General features: G+C 34.3%; 9 protein-coding genes. All 9 read left to right on the top strand.

Annotated elements, in window-relative coordinates; translation table 11 throughout:
- The first annotated feature begins 12 nt into the window (after positions 1-12).
- Genes ACUN0F_RS03470 through ACUN0F_RS03510 form a run of 9 tightly spaced genes read left to right on the top strand, consistent with a single transcriptional unit; the run spans position 13 to position 21,315 of the window.
- Complete coding sequence (locus ACUN0F_RS03470) at positions 13-861, top strand: 3-hydroxyacyl-CoA dehydrogenase family protein (protein ID WP_445539118.1); 849 nt, start codon at positions 13-15, stop codon at positions 859-861.
- A 30-nt stretch (positions 862-891) separates the two neighbouring features.
- Positions 892-1,137: an acyl carrier protein gene (locus ACUN0F_RS03475; RefSeq protein WP_001152970.1), complete on the top strand. Its 246-nt coding sequence runs from the start codon at positions 892-894 to the stop codon at positions 1,135-1,137.
- Positions 1,137-2,330, top strand: a complete 1,194-nt coding sequence (locus ACUN0F_RS03480; protein ID WP_327986897.1) for an acyl-CoA dehydrogenase family protein — start codon at positions 1,137-1,139, stop codon at positions 2,328-2,330. The genes ACUN0F_RS03475 and ACUN0F_RS03480 overlap by 1 nt, the downstream gene beginning before the upstream one ends.
- Positions 2,327-3,904, top strand: a complete 1,578-nt coding sequence (zmaJ, locus tag ACUN0F_RS03485) for a zwittermicin A synthase ZmaJ (protein ID WP_048559780.1) — start codon at positions 2,327-2,329, stop codon at positions 3,902-3,904. Before ACUN0F_RS03480 ends, zmaJ begins: the two co-directional genes overlap by 4 nt.
- Positions 3,879-11,567: an amino acid adenylation domain-containing protein gene (locus ACUN0F_RS03490; RefSeq protein WP_445539119.1), complete on the top strand. Its 7,689-nt coding sequence runs from the start codon at positions 3,879-3,881 to the stop codon at positions 11,565-11,567. The genes zmaJ and ACUN0F_RS03490 overlap by 26 nt, the downstream gene beginning before the upstream one ends.
- Before the next feature lie 18 nt (positions 11,568-11,585).
- A complete protein-coding gene (locus tag ACUN0F_RS03495; RefSeq protein WP_000608549.1) occupies positions 11,586-12,662 on the top strand; it encodes an LLM class flavin-dependent oxidoreductase in 1,077 nt (358 codons plus the stop codon).
- Between the two features lie 15 nt (positions 12,663-12,677).
- A complete protein-coding gene (locus ACUN0F_RS03500) occupies positions 12,678-15,761 on the top strand; it encodes a cyclic peptide export ABC transporter (RefSeq protein WP_445539120.1) in 3,084 nt (1,027 codons plus the stop codon).
- Positions 15,758-16,837, top strand: coding sequence for an HAD-IIIC family phosphatase (locus ACUN0F_RS03505; protein ID WP_445539121.1), 1,080 nt, complete (start codon positions 15,758-15,760; stop codon positions 16,835-16,837). Before ACUN0F_RS03500 ends, ACUN0F_RS03505 begins: the two co-directional genes overlap by 4 nt.
- Positions 16,819-21,315, top strand: a complete 4,497-nt coding sequence (locus ACUN0F_RS03510; protein WP_445539122.1) for an amino acid adenylation domain-containing protein — start codon at positions 16,819-16,821, stop codon at positions 21,313-21,315. Before ACUN0F_RS03505 ends, ACUN0F_RS03510 begins: the two co-directional genes overlap by 19 nt.
- Positions 21,316-21,324: the final 9 nt, after the last annotated feature.

The following is a 21,324-nucleotide window of genomic DNA, read 5'->3' on the forward strand; positions in this document are numbered from 1 at the left end:
GATGATGGATAAATGTTCAAAAAAATTGGTATTGTAGGTGCTGGAATAATGGGGATCGGCATGGCAGTAGATTTAGTGCTGCATGGTCTAGAAACGGTATTAATTGATGTTACAGAAGAGCAGTTAGAAAAAGCGGAAGAGAAAATATTAGAGACAGTTCGCTTTGCTCCTCTAATTAATAAAGCATTTCCTAGAATGCATAAGGAAGAAGTACTTTCGTTAATAAGTAGCTCTACTAATCTTGATGAAGTGGCTGAATGTGATTATATAGTAGAAAATGTTCCAGAAAACTGGCAAATTAAAGAGCCGATCTATAGAAGATTAGATGAGATATGTAAAAAGGATACAATTTTCGGAGTAAATACGTCTTGTATCTCAATAACAAAAGTAGGAGGAGTAACAAAGCGTCCAGATAAAATAATAGGAATGCATTTTATGAATCCGGTATATATGAAACCATCTATAGAAGTTATTAGAGGATATTTAACTTCAGATGAAACGGTCACGAAGGCTCAAGCTTTCCTAAAACAATTAGATAAAGATGCAATTGTTGTTAATGATCAGACTGGTTTTGTTTCTAACCGTATCTCCCACTTATTCATGAATGAATCAGCTTGGGTTGTAATGGATGGTGTAGCAACACCTAAACAGGTAGACGATATATTTAAAAAATGCTTTGGACACACAATGGGTCCATTAGAAACAGCAGATTTAATTGGGTTAGATACAGTATTACATTCATTAAATGTACTTTATGAGGAATATCAAGATCCAAAGTTTAGATGTTGTCCATTACTTAAAAAGATGGTAGATGCAGGTGAATATGGTAGAAAGAGTGGTAAAGGCTTTTACGCTTATTAAAATTAAAAATTACAAATAGGGGTGTATAAAATGCAAGATAAAAATTTAGAACAAATTATTCATATGTATATTCAAGATCATGTAGGTATTGAATTTAATGATGATACTGAGATTTTTGAAGAAGGATTAGTTAATTCTTTATTTGCAATCCAATTGATGACTTTTCTTGAAAAAGAATTTGCCATAAAGGTAACTATGGATGACTTAGATATGGATAACTATAAGTCTGTAAATTCTATTGGTAATTTTATAAGAAATAAGCAAATGGTTCGGTAATGGACATGAAACAATACTTAGAGCAATCTCAATATAAAATGTATCAGAATTTTTTGGAATTTGTTTGTGAAAATATAGAACCTTACGCTAATAGTTGGGAGATTGAACAGGGCATTCCATCAGACATAATACAGACTTGTGCTAAAAATGGTTATTTAGGTGGAACACTTCCAGCGGAGTATGGTGGATTAGAATGGGATTATGTAACGTATGGGTTATTTACTGAAGCAATAGCAAGAGGTAGTGTCTCTCTTTCGGGATTATTTAATGTCCATACGATGGTAACAGAAACGATTTTAAAATGGGGAACAGAAAATCAAAAAAATCAGTGGTTACCATTACTTGCATCTGGTAATCAAATAGCTGCATTAGCTCTTACTGAACCTGGAGCAGGATCAGATTTAAATATGATTAAAACGAACTTCGATCAACACGGGGATAAATTAATACTTAATGGAGTGAAGAAGTGGATCACTTTTGGTGCAACTGCTGATGTGTTTTTGGTATTTGGAAAACTAAATGGTGAACAACCAATTGCTTGTTTAGTACCAAAAGATAGTGTGGGTGTAAATGTTACTCATATAAGAGACATGCTTGGATTTAAAGCTGCATATTTGGCAGAAATTGAATTCAATAATGTAGAAATACCTTTAGAAAATATCATTGGTAGACCAGGATTTGCTTTTACTTACCTTGCACCGTATGCTTTAGAATTTGGGCGTATTTCAATTGCCTTTGCTGCTCTTGGTGTATTACGTACTTGTTTAGAAATCTGTGGGAATCATGTATTACATAGAAGCACATTTGGTAACTCTCTAATTGATCATGGCATGATTTCACATATGGTTACGGATATGGGAGTAGATTTAGAAGCTTCTATACTCCTTAGTTTAGAAGCTTGTAAGGCCAAAAATGAACATCGAGCTGATGCTACTGAAAAGATTATGGTTGCAAAATATTTTGCATCGCGCTCAGGTACAAGGCATTCAACGAATGCTGTACAGATTATGGGAGCACTTGGTTGTAATGATAATTATTCAATATCAAGGTGCTTTAGAGATTCTAAAACAATGGAGATCGTTGAGGGGAGTAATCAGATTCATCAGCTATTACTTGGTAAGGGATTTGCTAAAAAAGCGAAACGTGCCATTGAAAAAATACCTGTAACTAAAGGAGTGATACAACCCGGATGAGTACATGTATACAAAAGCTGTTTGAAGAACAAGTAGTCCGTACGCCAGATGAGGTTGCTGTTATCTTTAAAAAAGAAACATTAACCTATAAGGAATTAAATGAAAAAAGTAACCAATTAGCTCGTCTTTTACGTGAAGGTGGAGTTGGTCCAGATACAGTTGTAGGTATTATGGTAGAGCGATCTATCGAAATGGTTGTCGGAATTTTCGGGATATTGAAAGCGGGCGGAGCATATCTTCCGCTTTCCCCGAATCATCCATCATCACGATTACAATTCATTATAGAAGATAGCGGTGCTAAATTAATACTTACGCAAAAGCAAATCCTACATCGTTTTCAAGATAGTTTGAAAGCTGATATGTTGGCTTTAGATTCGATTTCCTATGAAGGAAATGGTGAAAATTTAGAGTGTATTAACAAACCCTCTGATCTTGTGTACGTAATATACACTTCCGGTTCAACCGGGAAACCTAAGGGTGTTATGATTGAGCATTCGGCCTTAATAAATCGAATTGAGTGGATGCAAGAGGCTTATCCAATTAGTTCAAAGGATACTATATTACAAAAGACCCCTTATACATTTGATGTATCCGTATGGGAGATGTTCTGGTGGGCCATAGTTGGAGCCAAAGTATGTATTCTTGCGCCAGGGATGGAGAAGTTTCCACAGGCTATTATTGAGACAACTGAAAGTAATGACGTGACAATTATGCATTTTGTACCATCTATGTTAAGTGCATTTTTACACTATCTTGATGTGACAGGTGGAACTAACCGAATAAAATCGTTGAAACAAGTATTTGTTAGTGGTGAGGCACTACTGTCTCAACATGTAAACCGTTTTAACAAGCTGCTAAATTTCTCTAATGATACACTTCTTACTAATCTGTACGGACCTACTGAAGCAACCATTGATGTGACTGCTTATGATTGTCCGACACATGAGATTACAGAAGGGAGCGTTCCAATAGGGCGACCAATTAGGAATATTGAGATGTTTGTTGTTGATAAATATGGTAATAAACTTCCGGAAGGCCATATAGGAGAATTATGTATCTCAGGTATAGGATTAGCACGTGGATATGTAAATAGGCCGCAATTAACGGCAGAAAAGTTTGTACAATATTCCCTTGATACCCGTATATATAAAACCGGTGACTTAGCTTTAATAAGATCGGATGGGAATATTGAGTTTCATGGAAGAATTGATTTTCAAGTTAAAGTTAATGGGCTTCGTATTGAGTTAGGGGAAATAGAATCGTGTTTAATGTCTTGTGAAGGAGTTTTACAATGTGCGGTAATTGTAAGACAAGAATCTGAGATGGTAGTTAAGTTAATAGCTTTCTATGAGTCAGAAAATGATATTGAGTTAGAGAGGTTAAAAAAATATCTTCGCTTATTTTTACCAGATTATATGATACCTAACAGTTTTGTACGTGTAAATGAAATGCCATTAACGGATAGCGGAAAGATAGATAGAAAAGCACTTGCCTTATTAGGTTCCGATAAATATTCACACCATACCACACTTGTAGGAGGTTCTGTTAATGAGGAAAGCAGTAAAGATTCATAAAGAAGATATTGAAGATGTAATCGCCCTTACACCAGTGCAGGAAGGTATTCTTTATCATTATTTGAAAGAACCCGAAGGAAAGCTATATCATGAAGAACTTCGACTTTGCTTAACTGGAAAAATTAATATTCCAAAGTTTGAAGAGGCGTGGAATTATGTAACGCGGAAAAATGAAATGCTGCGTACAATTTTTCGATGGGAAAAAGTTAAACAACCTGTACAACTTATACTAAAAGAGCATACTCCGAACATTATATATAGTGATGGTAAAGTCTCTAATGATACAGAAAGCTTTGATTTACAAACAGTTCCCTTTTCTATCGAACTGTGCCACTTGAACGAAGGCGAATATGAAATGGTTTTACGTCATCATCATATTTTGTTTGATGGTTGGAGTAATAGTATTATTTTACAAGAGTTTATTAAGGTATATCGAGAGTTAATAAAGGGAGATGTACCATCATCTATAAATAAAAAGAAATTTAAAGAATATATACTATGGCAACAAAAACAAGATAAATCAAAACAAAAGCTTTTTTGGGAACAATATTTAAATGAATTAACTGAACAAATAAATTTATCCAATAAAAATTCTAATCAACTAAAAAAAGCAAAAACATATGTAAAAGAGCTAGATAAAGAGCGAAGTGATAGATTTCGAAGTTTTGCAAGTAATCAAGGTGTAACATTGGCTACATTATTTTATACAGCCTGGGGTCTATTATTACAAAGGTACAAAAATTCAGAGGACGTAATATTCGGTACAACAGTATCCGGGCGTTCAATTTCAATGCATGGTCTGAGTGAAATGGTAGGTTTATTTATAAATACACCACCACTTCGTGTAAGTGCTGATGGGAGAATGACTGTTTCAGATCTTTTACAAAGAATTCAAAGTGATGTCCAAAGAAGAACTGAATATGAAACGACTTCAATTGTTGATTTAAACGTGTCATTTGACACTATTATGGTAGTTGAGAATTATCCTCTTGATATAGAAAAGCTGAAAGAAATTGATGAAAGTGTAAGAATTTCAGGTTATGAAGTAAATGAAATGACCAACTATGATTTAACCGTCTCAATAGAGTGTTTCGATTCTATTAAACTTGCAATGATGTGGCCTGAAGATGTATTTGATGAATCCATTATTACCAGTATAACTAACCATTTTATACAGTTATTAGATTCAATGCTTTTAGATGAAGGACAACCAATACAAACTCTTAAAATGTTAGATGAGGTAGAAGAAAAGTTTTTGCTTCAAGGTGGTCAAAATCAAAGTGCTACATTCCCACACACAACACTTCATCAATTAATTGAGATGCAAGCTGAAAAGCATCCTGAGAGAGTGGCACTTACATTTGAGAATAGTGAGATGACTTATGGAGAGTTGAATGAGCGTGCGGATAAAGTGGCATTTGCTCTTCTAAAAGAAGGTGTAACTTTAGATTCTCCAGTAGCTGTAATGTTGGATTACTCATTTAATATGATTATCTCTCTACTTGGTATTTTAAAAGCAGGTGGGGCTTATGTTCCAATTGATCCTGATTATCCTCAGGAACGAATTGATTTTATTCTTCAAGATAGTGGTTCAAATGTAATAATAACCTCAAATTTATTTGAGGATAAAGTTAAATTTGATAGCACAATGCTTTTTATTGAAGAACTTAATGAGACACCGATGCAAGATTTCGAGAGAGTAGATGTTGCCCCAAATAATTTAGCATATGTCATTTATACTTCTGGAACAACAGGACGTCCTAAAGGGGTTATGATTGAACATAGTAATGTAATACAACTTGTCATGCATCAACCAAATAGTTTTAAATTCTCTAGTAATGATGTGTGGTTACTGTTTCATTCTTTCTGTTTTGATATGTCGGTTTGGGAGATATTTGGATCACTTACTTATGGTGGGCGTCTTGTCCTGGCAACAAAAGAAACAATCCGTGATACGTATAAACTTGCTCAGTTGATTGCAGATGAGGGAGTAACGGTATTGAATCAAACTCCATCTGCATTCTATGTTTTTCAACAAGTAGCTGAAGAGATGCCTAAACTTGCTTTTAAAATTAGGTTAATTACATTTGGAGGGGAAATGCTGAAGCCAGGTTTACTGCAAAGTTGGTTTAAGCGTTCACCTAATACGGTCATAGTAAATATGTATGGAATAACTGAGACGACAGTACATGTTACTTATAAGGAAATTGGAGAAAAAGAAATGCACAGTAATCTTAGTGCTATAGGCGTGCCTCTTCCTACGTATTCGTGCTATGTATTTGACAAACATATGAATCCTACACCTAAGGGAATGCAAGGGGAACTTTATGTTGGAGGACATGGAGTTGCGCGGGGATATCTAAATCGTCCTGAACTAAACAGTGAACGTTTTATACAGAATCCTTATAATCCAAGTGAAAGATTATATAGATCAGGAGATTTAGTTCGTATTCTTGAAAATGGCGAGATGGAGTATATAGGTCGTAGTGATCATCAAGTGAAGATACGTGGTTATCGAATCGAAACAGGAGAAATAGAACACCATTTACAACAGCATGCGGATGTGAAGGAAGCGGTAGTTTTATCTATTGCTTTTGGAGAGGAGCAAGAACTGTGTGCTTATATACTAACTGATCAAGATATATCTCAAAATGAATTACGTTATTATCTTACTGACAAAATACCTTCGTATATGATACCTATGTATTTTGTGCTTTTAAGTGAAATGCCATTAACTACGAATGGAAAAGTTAATCGTCGTGCTTTACCTAAGCCTACTAAGTTAGTACAACCAAATGATTTACTAGATGAGCTTGAAACAACGGTAGCTGATGTTTGGAAGGAAGTTTTGGGGGTAGAAAAAGTAGGATTGTATGATAATTTCTTTGATGTTGGAGGGAACTCCTTAAAAATGGTTCGATTGTTCTCTCGTTTACGAAGCAAGTTTGAAAAAGAACTTACAATGCCTATGTTATTCCGATACCCAACGGTTCATGATCAAGCTTCCTACTTTAGAAGTGATAATGATATGGACCACCATCCTGAAGAAGTTAAGAAAGAAAATCTTTTATCTATGAATAAAAATGATGTAGCAGTGGTTGGTATGGCGGTTCGTATGCCAGGTGCATCTAATCTTAAGCAATTCTGGTCAAACTTAGAAAAAGGGATAGAATCCATTCGTACATTTACAGATGAAGAACTTAGTGAGATGGGCATACCAAAAGAAGTGATTCAAAAACCTAATTATATAAAATCTAAAGGGTATTTAGAAGATGTAGATGCATTTGATAATGAATTTTTTGATTACAGTCTAAAAGAAGCTGAAATGATGGATCCACAACTGCGTATACTTCATGAATGCGCATGGGAAGCACTAGAACAAGCAGGTGAGGTTAATTCTTCTCATATGAATACAGGAGTTTATGTTGGAGGATCACCAAATTTCCACTGGCTTCGTTCTATTGCTAGTGAATCTTCTAATACATTAGAAGATTTCCAAGCAATGTTGTTAAACGAAAAAGATTTCTTTGCTACTCGATTGGCTTATAAATTAAATCTAAAAGGACCAGCGATTACAGTACAAACAGCTTGTTCTACCTCTTTAGTTGCTATTCAAAACGCATGGGCAGATCTTATCGATGGACGATGCGATATAGCCTTGGCCGGGGGAGTAAGTATAACTTATCCAACAAAAACAGGATATTTATATGAAGATGGTATGATTTTCTCACCAGATGGTCATTGTCGAGCTTTTGATAAGGATGCTCAAGGAACAGTGGGTGGAAATGGTGCTGGTATTGTAGTACTGAAAAGATTGGAGGACGCTCTTCGAGATGGAAATTTAATACATGGAGTTATTAAAGGAGCTGCAGTAAATAATGATGGGTCCAATAAGGCTGGATTTACAGCGCCAGGGGTTGATGGACAAGCTGCTGTTATAAAATCGGCTCATGAAATAGCTGGTGTTAAGCCTGAAGAAATCTCATATATAGAAACTCATGGTACTGGTACGCAACTAGGTGATCCTATAGAAGTAGAAGCATTGAAGTTAGCTTTTGGTAAGCAAGAACCAGGTAGAGTTTTAATTGGATCAGTGAAGACAAACATTGGACATTTAGATGCTGCAGCAGGAGTTGGAGGATTTATAAAAACGGTCTTAGCTTTGAAAAACAAGAAAATTCCGCCGAGCCTTCATTATCATAACCCAAACCCTAGCATTGATTTTGGAAAAAATCCGTTTCGTGTAAATACGGAACTTATCCCATGGAAAGAAGAGGTAAGAAGAGCGGGTGTTAGTTCGTTTGGGATGGGTGGAACTAATGCACATATAGTGTTAGAGTCTGTTCCTGACAATGCTAAGAATTTTGAAAAACAATCTTGGAACTTATTAACTGTTTCAGCAAAAACAGAGGAATCCTTAGATAAAGCTACTAACGATCTATTATTGCATTTGAAGGAGAATCCAGAGATATCACTATCTGATACAGCTTATACATTACAAAAAGGTCGTCGTGAATTTCCATATAGAACTGCTGTAGTTGCTAATGGAATAGAGGATGCCATAGAAAAACTTGGTGATACGGGACTAGAGAAAACAAACGCAATGGAGAGTAGACCTTTAGCCTTTCTTTTTTCAGGTCAAGGATCACAGTATATCAATATGGGTAGAGATTTATATGAAAATGAACCTGTATTTCGTGAACACGTTGATCAAGGTTTAGCCTTACTCTCAAATTGGTTAGAAATAGACATGAAAAATATTTTGTATCCTACAAAGGAGACAGAGGATAAAGCAACTGAACAGTTAAATAGAACTTCAATGACGCAACCTCTACTATTCACTATTGAATATGCATTAGCCAAGCTTCTAATGAATTGGGGAGTTTATCCAAGGGTCATGTTTGGCCATAGTATTGGTGAGTTTGTAGCAGCTTGTTTAGCAGAAGTAATGTCTTATGAAGATGCATTACATTTAGTAATGATTAGAGGGAAGTTAATGAATAGCGTACCAGAAGGCGCTATGCTAAGTGTAAATTTATCTGTTGAAGAATTAAAAACCTATATAACAGATGATGTAGATATAGCAGCTGTAAATTCCTCTCAACATTCAGTAATTTCTGGTACTGTACTTTCAATCAATAAGATTGAGGAATTATTTTTAAATCATGGAGTAAAGACAACGCATCTATTTACTTCGCATGCTTTCCATTCTCGAATGATGGATGAAGTTCTAGATGCATTTGAGCAAGCTGTAGGAAATATAAAATTATCAAGTCCTAAAATACCTTATATATCTAATGTTACAGGTGAAATGATTACAGCAAATCAAGCCACATCACCTTCTTATTGGGCACAGCATCTACGAAGTACTGTTCAATTTTCAAAGGGATTATCTGAAATTTTTCATTTGAAAAATGTAATTTGCCTTGAGATTGGACCAGGTAATGCATTATCAACTTTTGTATTAAAACATTTAAATAGAAGTAAAGATCAATTGGCTTTAAACATGTTACGTCATCCTCTGGATAAATCAAATGACTTCGAGCATTTATGCAAGCAAATGGGACGGTTATGGATGCAAGGTGGAACTATAAATTGGAATACTTTTAATAACAGTGAGAATAAAAGGTTATTAGATTTACCAACGTATCCTTTCATGAAAAAACGATTTAAAGCTGATCCATTTTTTAATACTCAATCTCAGAGTTTAACTCAGGAAACAAGAGGCCATAATAAACAGGCTAATATTAAAGACTGGTTTTATTTGCCTTCTTGGGAACGCAAAACATTAAAATCTATACAAATAAAGAAAGAACAAAAATATAAATGGCTTATTTTCAATGATCATCTAAATCGATTCAATCGACTGATAGAAAAATTAAAAAGAGAAGGTCATGATGTAATTGAAGTTAAAACAGGTGGTATTTTCTCTGAAAAATCCGACGGTTTATATACGATATGTCCATCTCAAAAAATGCATTATGAAATGCTATTTTCAGAATTAGAACAAAAAGATTTATTACCAAATAAGATTATACATGCTTGGAGCTTTAATCCAGTTAATGAGGTTATTCTCGATCAAGAGAGAATTGAACGATCAATGGATGAAGGATATTATTCGTTACTTTATATTGCACAAGCAATTGGGAAAATTAATTATGAGGGAGCATTACAGTTAAACATTTTTACTGACCGTATGTTTGAAGTTACAGGTACAGAGCTGAACTTAAAGCCAGAGCAAGCTACAATTCTAGGCTTTTCAAAAATATGCAATCTTGAGTTTCAAAATATAAAATGTCGTACCATTGATATGGATACAGATTCTCAACAAATGTTTGAAGAAGTGGGTTTAATGGAGAGTTTTGTGGATTCTACTGATATAGTTGTAGCTTATCGAGGACGTCATCGATGGGCGCAAACGATTATTCAAAGTCCTTTTGAGGAAGAAGATGTAGAAATTGATAGATTACGAGAGGGTGGCGTTTATTTAATTACTGGTGGACTTGGTGGAATTGGATTTGAAATTGCAAAAGATTTAGCTAATAGAGTACCAAATGTCAAACTTATATTGATTGGCCGCTCAGAGTTCCCACCTCGTAATCAATGGGAACAGTACTTAGAAAATAAAGACGAGCGTGTAAGCCGAGTTATTTCTGATTTGTTGACAATGGAGTCTCAAGGTGCAGAATACATGATCCTAAGTTCTGATGTTTCCAATCAAGATGATATAAAACAGGCAATTGATAAGGCTAAATCTCGTTTTGGTTCTATTAATGGCGTAATTCATGCAGCAGGTGTCGCTGATTATCTAGGTATTATGATGAATCGTGAAAAAGAATCTAATAATAAAATTTTAGCTCCGAAAATTAAAGGTACACTAGTACTCGATGCTTTATTAAAAGATGAACCAATTGATTTCTTCGTATTATGTTCATCGATTGGTAATGTGGCGTATCATATGAAATTTGGTCAGAGTGGTTATAATGCAGCGAATGAATTTTTAGATGCATTTGCGTTTTATAAGCGGGCTCATGATGGAGTGTTCACTGTAGCTATTAATTGGCCAGATTGGCAAGAGGTGGGTATGTCACTTAAGTCGGCTGAAATATGGGCAAAGCAATTTAATATGGATATGGAAAGTGTATTACATGATGGTGTAACTGTAGAAGAGGGTTTAAAAGTATTCCGTAGTATCATCAATAGAAATCAACAACAAGTCGTGGTTTCTCCAATAGATTTACATTGGAAACTTTTAAATGGTGCCAACTATTATAATGAACTATTGGAAAAAGGAAGTAAGAATAGATTAAAGCAGAATCGTTCAGATGTTTCCACAACGTATAGACCACCAACTAATGAAATTGAACAACAATTATACGAATTATTAAAAGATATGTTTGGAATCGAAGAAATAGGAATTTACGATAATTTCTTCGATCTAGGAATGAGTTCTTTAGATCTTGTTCGTATTAATGTGAAATTAAAAGAGGCCTTTAAACGAGACTTACCTATAGTTGTTCTTTATGAGCATACGTCAATTAAATCTCTTGCTAAATATTTAAGTAATCAAGAAGTAAATAACAATTTAACAAATAAAAAAGAGTTATTGAAAGCGAAATCGGTTATGAAAAATACATTATCTGCTTTAAAAAGTAGAAAGTAGTAAAGGGAGGGGAACAACATGATTAATAAAGAAGTAGTTCCGTCAAAAGTTGAGTTTTGCTGGGGATTACCTGTTATTCCAACACCACAAACAAAAGAACTTCTAGAGGAATATGTTAATCAAGCTAAAAGAGCTGAGAAGAATAACTTTGACTCGGTATTGGTTTCTATTGCACCAACATCTGTTGATCCAATGATAGCAGCGTCTATGATTGGAATGAATACGGAGTTTGTAAAGATTTTGGTTGCGCAAAATACAAACCAGATGCTTCCTACCGTAACAGCAAAAGCATTGAATACTTTAAATAGTTTAATTGGTAATCGTGCAGATATTAACATTGTAACTGGAAGTGCCTCGCTTGTCCTTGCGCGTGATGGATTACCAGAACCGCACCATGTTCGATATGCTAGGACAAAAGAATATATTGAGCTGTTACAACAATTAAGACGAGGAGTAACTAGCTATAAAGGTGAGTTTTATCAAGTAGAAAATAGTGATATTTATCCAAAGGAAGATCTCTCTCGAAGTGCCCGCTACTTTGTAGCGGGGTCCTCCGAGGAGGCAATGAGAGTAGCTGCAGAGTATGGTGATGCTTATATACTTTATGCAACAGACCGCAAAAGTCTTAGAGAACACTATCAAACAGTTAATAATTACGCTAAGCAATATGGGCGCGAGAAAATTCCAGGTGCTATTTTAGTAGACATCATTGCTCGTGAGACTTCGGAAGAAGCATATAAAGAAGCATATGAATTACTTGAGAGAACACCAGCAGCCTTAAAGCGGATGACTAAGCTATTTTTAGATAATGCAGATTCTGTTGGACTTCGCCGATACAAAGATTTAATTACAAAAGATAGTATGTGGATAGATGATCATCTTTGGGGAGGTCTAAGTTTAGTTAACCCATCTAATTCAATTTCTATTGTTGGTAGCTATGAGGAAGTCATCTCGACGTTAACTGATTTTTGGGAAATAGGGGCAAATTATTTTCTTATTACTTCTCAAATTAGTGAGCATGAAATTGAACGTATTGGTCAAAATGTTGTGCAACCATTTAAAAAGAAAATTGAAAAGTTAATCCAAGTTAACTAAAAGAGGGCTAAAAATATGAAGTTAAACATATGGTTGAAGTTTATCATTTTAATGACTTTAATAGTACTCCCTTATCGACAGGTGGAAGCACAGGAAACGGTACAGTTTAATGAGAAGAAAATACAGAAGCATATAGAAGAACAAATATCTCAAGCGGGTATTCCTGGACTTTCAGTAGTAATTGTAAAAGGAAACGAAACGATTTATAAGAAGAATTATGGTTATGCCGATATAGACAATAAACGTCAAGTTACGAATGAGACGCTTTTCGAGCTAGGTTCTACTTCAAAAGCTTTTACGGCATTAGCTGTATTGCAGCTAGAAAAAGAAGGGAAAATTAAACTTAGTGATTCTTTAACTAAATATGTTTCATGGTTTGAAATGGAGTATAAAGGCAAACCTTATGAAATTACACTTTATGACTTATTACACCATACTAGTGGAATACCGGAAAAGGCCATTGGATATATACCTATAACCAATGGCAAAGATTCTATTGAGAAAACGATTAGGAATGTTATGCCAATAGGACTAAACCGAGAGCCGGGTAGCAGTTTTGAATATTCTACGGTTAACTACGATCTATTAGGCTTAGTAATCGAGAAGGCAACTAATCAATCATTTGAAAGATATGTTCAAGATCATGTGCTATCAAAGTTGGATTTATTGAGTACATACGCTGGACGTGAGATGGCCCCATTAGATAACATAGCCCAAGGTTACAAGCGTAATTTCTTACAATCATTACCCTATGACGCTCCTAATTATAGGGGGAATACACCGGCTGGATATTTTATTTCAAATATAAATGATATGGAAAGATGGTTAAAATTACAGCTTGGGGTTGAAAAGCCTAGGATGTTTCCGGAGGAATTGATTAACGATTCTCATAAAGCGAATAGAAAGGTTGCCCCAGATAGCAATGGAGCTTCATATGCAGCTGGATGGGAGGTCTATCAAAGTGGTGGAGGGGAAATTTCACATGGTGGAAGTAACCCAAATTATTCATCGTATATTGGTTTCCGTGATGAGGAACAGATAGGGGTCGTAGTATTAGCGAATCTGAATAGTAATTACACTTACTATATCGGTAGCAGTCTTTTAAATATGATGATAGATAAAGAAGTTAAACCGTTACTCTATGATGAATATAAGAAAACGGATCAAATAGGAACAGCCTTATTTGTGATCTCATCTTTGTGTTTACTAACGTTATTGGTCATGTTATTTCATTTAATCAGGGAGATTATTTTTAGAAAAAGAAAGTTTATATTACCAACGGGAAAAACATGGTTACATATGGTATTAGTTGTTGCGATATATGGGCTAATGATTTATGCACTTTATCAACTACCAAATCTCTTGTTTGGAGGGCTTCCGTGGGCATTTATAAAAGTTTGGGCTCCTTCAACTGTTGTACTTGCAATATATGCAATTGCTGGGGTGGGTTTGGCCTATGTTATCCATACATTCTTAAATCTTTGTTTTCCAAGACAAAAGGGAAAGTCGCTTTTGACTTTAATTGTTTTGGGATTAATATCAGGATTTGGTAATGCCTTTCTCATTTTTGTGATTAATGAAACGTTTGTTAGATCAAATAATTTGGAAAATGGCTTGTTGTTTTACTTTGTACTTGGAATCGTTATGTATGTCTTTTCACAACGTATTATTAGAACTAGCATTGTATCGTATACAAACGAGCTAGTTTATGAAAAAAGGATGGAATTAACAGATAAGTTGTTACAGACTCCTTATTACAAATTGGAGTTGATTGAGAAGGGCCGAATAGAGGCGACATTAAATAACGATACGGAAGTTATCTCTCGTTCTCTCAATCTATTAGTTACTGCTGGAACAAGTTTATTAACGTTACTATTTTGTTTTCTCTATCTTGGTGTAATGAATATGTATGCCTTTTTACTATCCTTGTGTATCATCTTTATTACTGCAGGGGTATATTCTTTGATCGGACGACAAGCAGATAAAGTTTGGAATGAAACAAGAGATATTCAGAATGTATATTTTCGTTTGATTGGTGATCTAAGGCATGGTTTCAAAGAGCTTAGGCTTCATACTGGAAAACGAAACGATTTTCGAGAAGTTATGAATGAAAGCTGTAATAACTATCGTGTTAAACGAACGATAGGAGATATTAAATTTGCAAATGTGTTTGTTCTGGGAGAACTATTATTCATTTTTGTTATTGGTATTGTAGTTTTCGTATTTCCAGAAATTTTTGTTAATATGCCGAAAGAGACGATAAGTAACTATGTAATCGTTTTTCTGTATATGACAGGTCCAGTTAATGAAATACTGGGCGGTATCCCTCAGCTCGTAAATGTACGTATTTCTTGGCAACGTATTCAACAAATGGTGAAGAGTGTAGATCATATAAAGGCAAATGAGCAAATCGCGACAACAAAAGAGTACTTAGATGTGCCAATTTGTTTGCAGCTACAAAATGTAAGTTATAAGTATAAGAATAAAGATGGAGATTTTACTGGTTTTGGTATTGGTCCAATAGACATGGAGTTTAATTCTGGAGAAATAGTCTTTATTGCTGGTGGTAATGGGAGTGGAAAATCTACTTTATCAAAACTGATTACTGGGTTATATGAACCTAATGAAGGTAACATTTTATTAAATGGAAAAGAAATAGCTCCAGAGGAATTGAATCAATACTATTCAGCTATCCTGAGTGATTTTCATGTTTTTGATAGGCTATATGGAATTAATACAGAAGGAATGAAAGCAGAAATCGATCATTATTTAGAACTTCTCCAACTGAGTGACAAGGTTGGCATTGAGAATGGGCGCTTTACTACTACGCAACTATCAACTGGACAAAAGAAAAGGTTGGCATTGCTGGTTACGTATTTGGAAGATCGACCTATACTTTTATTTGATGAATGGGCAGCGGATCAAGATCCTGGTTATAGACGCTTCTTTTATGAAGAATTGTTACCTCAAATGCGAGCGAAGGGTAAATGTATTATTGCTATTACTCACGACGATCAATATTTTCATTTGGCAGATAAGCTTATAGTGATGGAGATGGGAACTGTGAAAATGAATAAAACAAAGGAGGCATTATCATGAGTAAGGAAATTAAATGTGTTGTTTGGGACTTAGATTGTACAATTTGGGATGGTGTTTTATTAGAGAGTGGTACAGTTACTTTAAAACCTGGAATTTATGAAATTATATGTGAATTAGATCGACGTGGAATACTGCAATCAGTTGCTAGTAAAAATAACTACGAAGATGCAATAGCTAAATTACGGGAATTTGGAATAGAAGAGTATTTTTTATATCCAGAGATTCATTGGAACTCTAAATCTAGTTCCATTGAGAAAATTAGAAAAAATTTAAACATAGGTATTGATACTTTTGCGTTCATTGATGACCAACCTTTTGAATTAGAAGAAGTACAGAGTGTTCATAATGATATTCTGTGTATACATGTAAATGAATATAAGTCGTTATTAGACTTGCCACGACTACAACCAAAAAGAATTACAGAAGATTCACGTCGTCGAAGACTGATGTATTTAGAAAATCTTAAGAGAACGAAGGATGAAGAAGAATATGAAGGCCCAAAAGAAGAATTTTTAGCTTCACTTGGGATGAATTTTGTGATTAGTGAGGCTCGTGAGGAAGATTTGCAGCGGGCAGAGGAGTTAACAGTACGTACGAATCAATTAAATTCGACTGGTATTACCTATGATTATGATGAATTAAACTATTATTGTAATCATCCAGATTATTTATTATTAGTTTGTGAGTTATCAGATAAATATGGCTCCTATGGGAAGATTGGTTTAACACTTGTAAAAAGGACGGAGGAAGCCGACTGCCTAAAACTTCTTCTCATGTCTTGTCGTGTAATGTCCCGTGGCGTTGGTACTATACTCCTCACATATCTAATGGAAAGAACAAAACAGGCAGGTAAACGCTTTTTGGCTGAGTTTCGACAGACAGACCGTAACCGTATGATGTTTGTTACGTACCGATTAGCTGGATTTAAGGAAACTAGCAACGAAAATGGAATATTAATTTTAGAACATAATCTTGAGAATATAAATCCTTATCCTCACTATATTAATATACAATTTCCGGAAACACCAACGGATGTGGATAGAGGGGAAGTGGAAATATGCAACAAACAATTGTAAAGCATTCTCTTACGCATCCACAAAAAAGAGTTTGGTATAATGAACAAATTTATCCAAACACATCTATGTATAACATCGGAGGGATGGTTCTTATTAAGGGGGAAATTAATTTTACAATTTTAGAAAAAGCAATTCAATTATTCATTAAGAAAAATGATGGTTTACGTCTACGGATTTTTCAACAACATAGAGAACCCCACCAATTTATATCACCATTTGAACCTACACCAATACGTTTAATTGATTTTTCTAATCATCATAATCCAAGTTTAGAAGCTAGAAAATGGGCCCAGGATGAATTTCAAAAAAAAATTCCACTTGAAGGAGGCCCTCTGTTTGAATTTGTGCTCTTGAAAATAAGTGATGTAGAAAGCTCCTATTTTGTTAAGTTTCATCATATTATAGCTGATGGTTGGACAATCCAACTTATGACGAGTCAAATTATCGATTTTTACTCTAAGTTAAAGAATGATGAGCATATAAATGATACGGTTGAATCTACTTATCTGTCTTATTTACAGGCAGAGGAGAAATATCTGGAATCCCCTCGATACGTAAAAAATAAGAATTATTGGAATGAGAAATTTATGAATCTGCCAGATTTCTTTTTATCAAAAACATCTCATTCTCTAGAAGGGAAACGAAAGATATTTTTAATTGAAAAAGAAAAATCGGTTGCTCTACAGTCTTTTATACAAAAACATAGAATATCTATGAATACATTATTTTCAACCTTTATGCTTATTTATATTCATAAAATGTATGATCAATCAGACATAATCATTGGATCTCCTGTACTAAATCGTTCCGGTGTACTAGAAAAGAAAATAGTAGGTATGTTTACTAGCACAATGCCGTTACGGTTAAATGTGGATGAAGATGAGAGTGTTCTATCTTTCATTAAAAGAGTAAATCATGAAATAAAACAATGTCTATTTCACCAGCGTTATCCTTATAACTTATTGGTAAAAGACTTGCAATTGACTAGTAAAGGATACGATGGTTTATTTCAATATAGTGTGAATTACTATAATACAAAACTTAAAAATACTATCGATGGATTTTCTTTAGAAAACGTGGAGTTTTATAGTGGCTACCAAGCCTATTCATTGCAGTTAGTTATTAAGGAATGGGCAGATGAAGGTTTAGAAATTCAATATGATTATAAAGTCGCGGATTTTGAAGAAGATCAAATCAATTGTATGCATGAGAGGTTTTTAGCTTTAATAGAACAAGTTTTACGTAATGAAGATCAATCGATAAAAGAATTATCTTTGTTATCGGATGATGAGCAAAAGTTTATGTTAGAGAAATTTAACAATACAGCTGTTGTGTATCCGAAAGAAAAAACTATTCAAGAATTATTTGAAGAACAAGTAAAACAGACACCAGAAAAAATAGCAATTCAACATGCTGATAGATCAATGACTTATCTTGAATTAAATAAGAAATCTAATCAGTTAGCAAGAAAGTTACGAGAAAAAGGAGTCAAAAATGGTCAAGTCGTGGGTATACTAGCTAAACATTCACTTGAGATAGTAATTGCAATTTGGGGAGTTATTAAGGCTGGAGGTACATATTTGCCTATAGATCCTTCCTACCCAGAGGATCGAATTCGTTATATTTTGAATGATAGTGGCACAACATTACTTTTAACTGACTATACAAATGAGGGGAATTTAGAATATTTAGGTGAGAAAATTAATATATGTGATCAGAAACTTTATGAAGGAGATAATTCCAATTTAACCCTAGTAACTGCAACAAATGATCCAATATATATAATTTATACCTCTGGAACCACGGGGAATCCTAAAGGCACTGTAATCACTCAACGTGGATTAGTTAACTATATTTCCTGGGCTAAAAAGAACTATATTAGTAGTGAAAATGATGTTTTTGCATTATATTCATCCGTTTCTTTTGATTTAACAGTAACTTCAATATTCACTTCTTTAATAAGCGGTTTATTGTTAGTGATATATCATGATAATGAAGATGAGTTTATTTTGTCAAAAATACTAAAGGAAAATTTAGTTACAGTGTTGAAGGTTACGCCTTCACATTTAGCGTTGTTAAATAACTATGAACTCCCAAGAGTTTCATCTCTTCGTAGATTGATTGTGGGTGGAGAGGATTTGAAAACCTCAGTAGCCGAGAAGATATACGATCTTTTTAGCGGTAAAGTTGAAATAATTAATGAATATGGACCAACTGAAACCGTGGTTGGATGTATGATTCATCGTTATAATCCAGAGCTAGATCGAAGGGCATCCGTACCAATTGGTATACCAGCTGATAATGTTCAAATTTATTTATTGGATAAGAATCTTCAGCCGGTTCCTATAGGTGTAAAAGGAGAAATTTATATATCGGGTGATGGGGTAGCTAAAGGTTATTTGAATCGTCCGGATTTAACAGCGCAACGTTTTTTATCCAATCCATTTATTTCGAGTGAGAAGATGTATCGAAGTGGTGACTTAGCTGTCATGTTGCCAAATGGATTAATTGAGTATCAAGGACGAATGGATTCTCAAGTGAAAGTTAAAGGATATCGTATTGAAATAGGGGAAGTTGAGAATGCACTGTTACAATACAAGTTTATTAAAGATGTAGTAGTGATAAATTGGCAAGGTGAGGATAATTCAAATCATCTAGTTGCTTACATTGTTTTGAAAGGCAGTGTTCAAAATATAGAAATACGCAGTTTTATTTCGCATATGCTACCAAGTTATATGATTCCTTCATTTTTTATCTATATGGATCAGCTACCGCTTACTATCAACGGAAAGGTAGATCGTCAAGCGTTGCCAGATCCGATGTTAAATAACGGTTCTAACCATACTCATTTAGAAGAAGTAGATGAAGATGTTACTGGAATGGTTAGTGAAGTTCTCAAGGAAATATTACAGACTGATAGAATCGAATTGCATAGTAATTTTTATCATTTAGGTGGAGATTCTATTAAAGCGATCCAAGTGAGCGCTAGATTACAAGAACTGGGATGGAAAGTTAGAGTTAAAGATGTACTAAATTATCCAGTTGTAAGTGAATTGGCAGCAATGTTAGTTAAACAAAAAGATGTTACAGTCTCACAAACATTGGTAACAGGCAAGGTAGAGCCTACTCCTATTATGCGTTGGTTCCTTGATCAACAGTTTAAGAACCCGCATCATTGGAATCAATCGGTACTACTGTCTTTGAAGAAGCCAGTTAAAGAAGAATATATTAATGAGATGTTAAATACGATCATGCATCATCATGATTTGTTGCGGCTAAGGTATGAGGATAAGCAAGATTACTTCTATTATGACGAAGATATGTCCATTGCTGATTCTAAGGTTACCATGTTTGATCTGTCTGAAATTCCAATTGAAATAGCTTTGAATCAAGTTCATATAAAAGGCGAAGAGTTAAAAGGAAGTTTAAATTTGAATGAAGGACCATTATTTAAAGGGGTCTTATTCCGGCTTCCAAATGATCAACAGTTGTTGTTATTAACTGCACACCATCTTATTGTTGATGCTGTGTCCTGGCGTATTTTAATTGAAGATGCAAACCGATGTTTGAATAGCTTGTATTTAGGAGAAGTTCCATCGCTACCATTAAAAACTAACTCTTTCCAAGATTGGTCTGAAGCTTTAAATAGTCGAGGAGTTAATTTAGTACGTGCTGAATTAGATTATTGGGAATCCATAGATAACACGCTAGATAATAATTTTCAAATTAATAGAGAAAAAGAAAATAGTACTGTTGAAAGTTGTACTACTCTTACCTTTACATTGAATGCAGATGATACAAGAAAACTATTAACTACTGCAAATGTGCCTTATAACACACAGCCAATGGAGTTGTTACTTGCTGTGTTGACAGAAAATTTAGGTAGATATACAAACCAAGATCAAATTAAATTTGAGTTAGAAGGCCATGGTCGAGAGGAATTGTTTGAGTATCTTGATATTTCACGTACAGTAGGGTGGTTTACGACGATGTATCCTATTGTATTACAAGTTTCACCTAATATTGCTAATCAAATAAAGAGTGTGAAAGAAGAAGTTCGTAAAAGACCTAATAAGGGAATTGGATATGGAATTCTAAAAGAGAAGTTTCCTTCTTGCAAAGATGTAACTCAAAATACAATTCGTTTTAATTATTTAGGAGAGATAGATAATTCTCTCGGAGATGGATGGTTTACTATTGTTGATTATCAAAGTGGAAGAGAACAATCGAAAGATAATCATATTACTGCATTATTAGATATTGTGGCCATGGTTAAGAATAAAAACTTAGAAATTCATGTGACATTTAGTACGAATCATTTTCAAAAGAATTTTGTAGAAAATTTATTTTTAGATTATCTAGAACGACTACAGACATATATCCATTCCTGTTGTCAAATGCAAACAAAAGAATTTACTTCATCAGATTTTGAAACCTTAAACCTTAGTGATGAAGAAATTGATAATTTGTTTGACTAAACAACTATT

The sequence above is a fragment of the Bacillus sp. 1A genome (genome assembly GCF_052682215.1).

Bases quoted from the DNA above. Each gene is read 5' to 3' on its own strand.
- ACUN0F_RS03500 (WP_445539120.1), top strand. From the start codon at position 12,678: ATGAAGTTAAACATATGGTTGAAGTTTATCATTTTAATGACTTTAATA.
- ACUN0F_RS03470 (WP_445539118.1), top strand. From the start codon at position 13: ATGTTCAAAAAAATTGGTATTGTAGGTGCTGGAATAATGGGGATCGGC.
- zmaJ (WP_048559780.1), top strand. From the start codon at position 2,327: ATGAGTACATGTATACAAAAGCTGTTTGAAGAACAAGTAGTCCGTACG.
- ACUN0F_RS03475 (WP_001152970.1), top strand. From the start codon at position 892: ATGCAAGATAAAAATTTAGAACAAATTATTCATATGTATATTCAAGAT.
- ACUN0F_RS03480 (WP_327986897.1), top strand. From the start codon at position 1,137: ATGGACATGAAACAATACTTAGAGCAATCTCAATATAAAATGTATCAG.
- ACUN0F_RS03495 (WP_000608549.1), top strand. From the start codon at position 11,586: ATGATTAATAAAGAAGTAGTTCCGTCAAAAGTTGAGTTTTGCTGGGGA.
- ACUN0F_RS03505 (WP_445539121.1), top strand. From the start codon at position 15,758: ATGAGTAAGGAAATTAAATGTGTTGTTTGGGACTTAGATTGTACAATT.
- ACUN0F_RS03510 (WP_445539122.1), top strand. From the start codon at position 16,819: ATGCAACAAACAATTGTAAAGCATTCTCTTACGCATCCACAAAAAAGA.
- ACUN0F_RS03490 (WP_445539119.1), top strand. From the start codon at position 3,879: ATGAGGAAAGCAGTAAAGATTCATAAAGAAGATATTGAAGATGTAATC.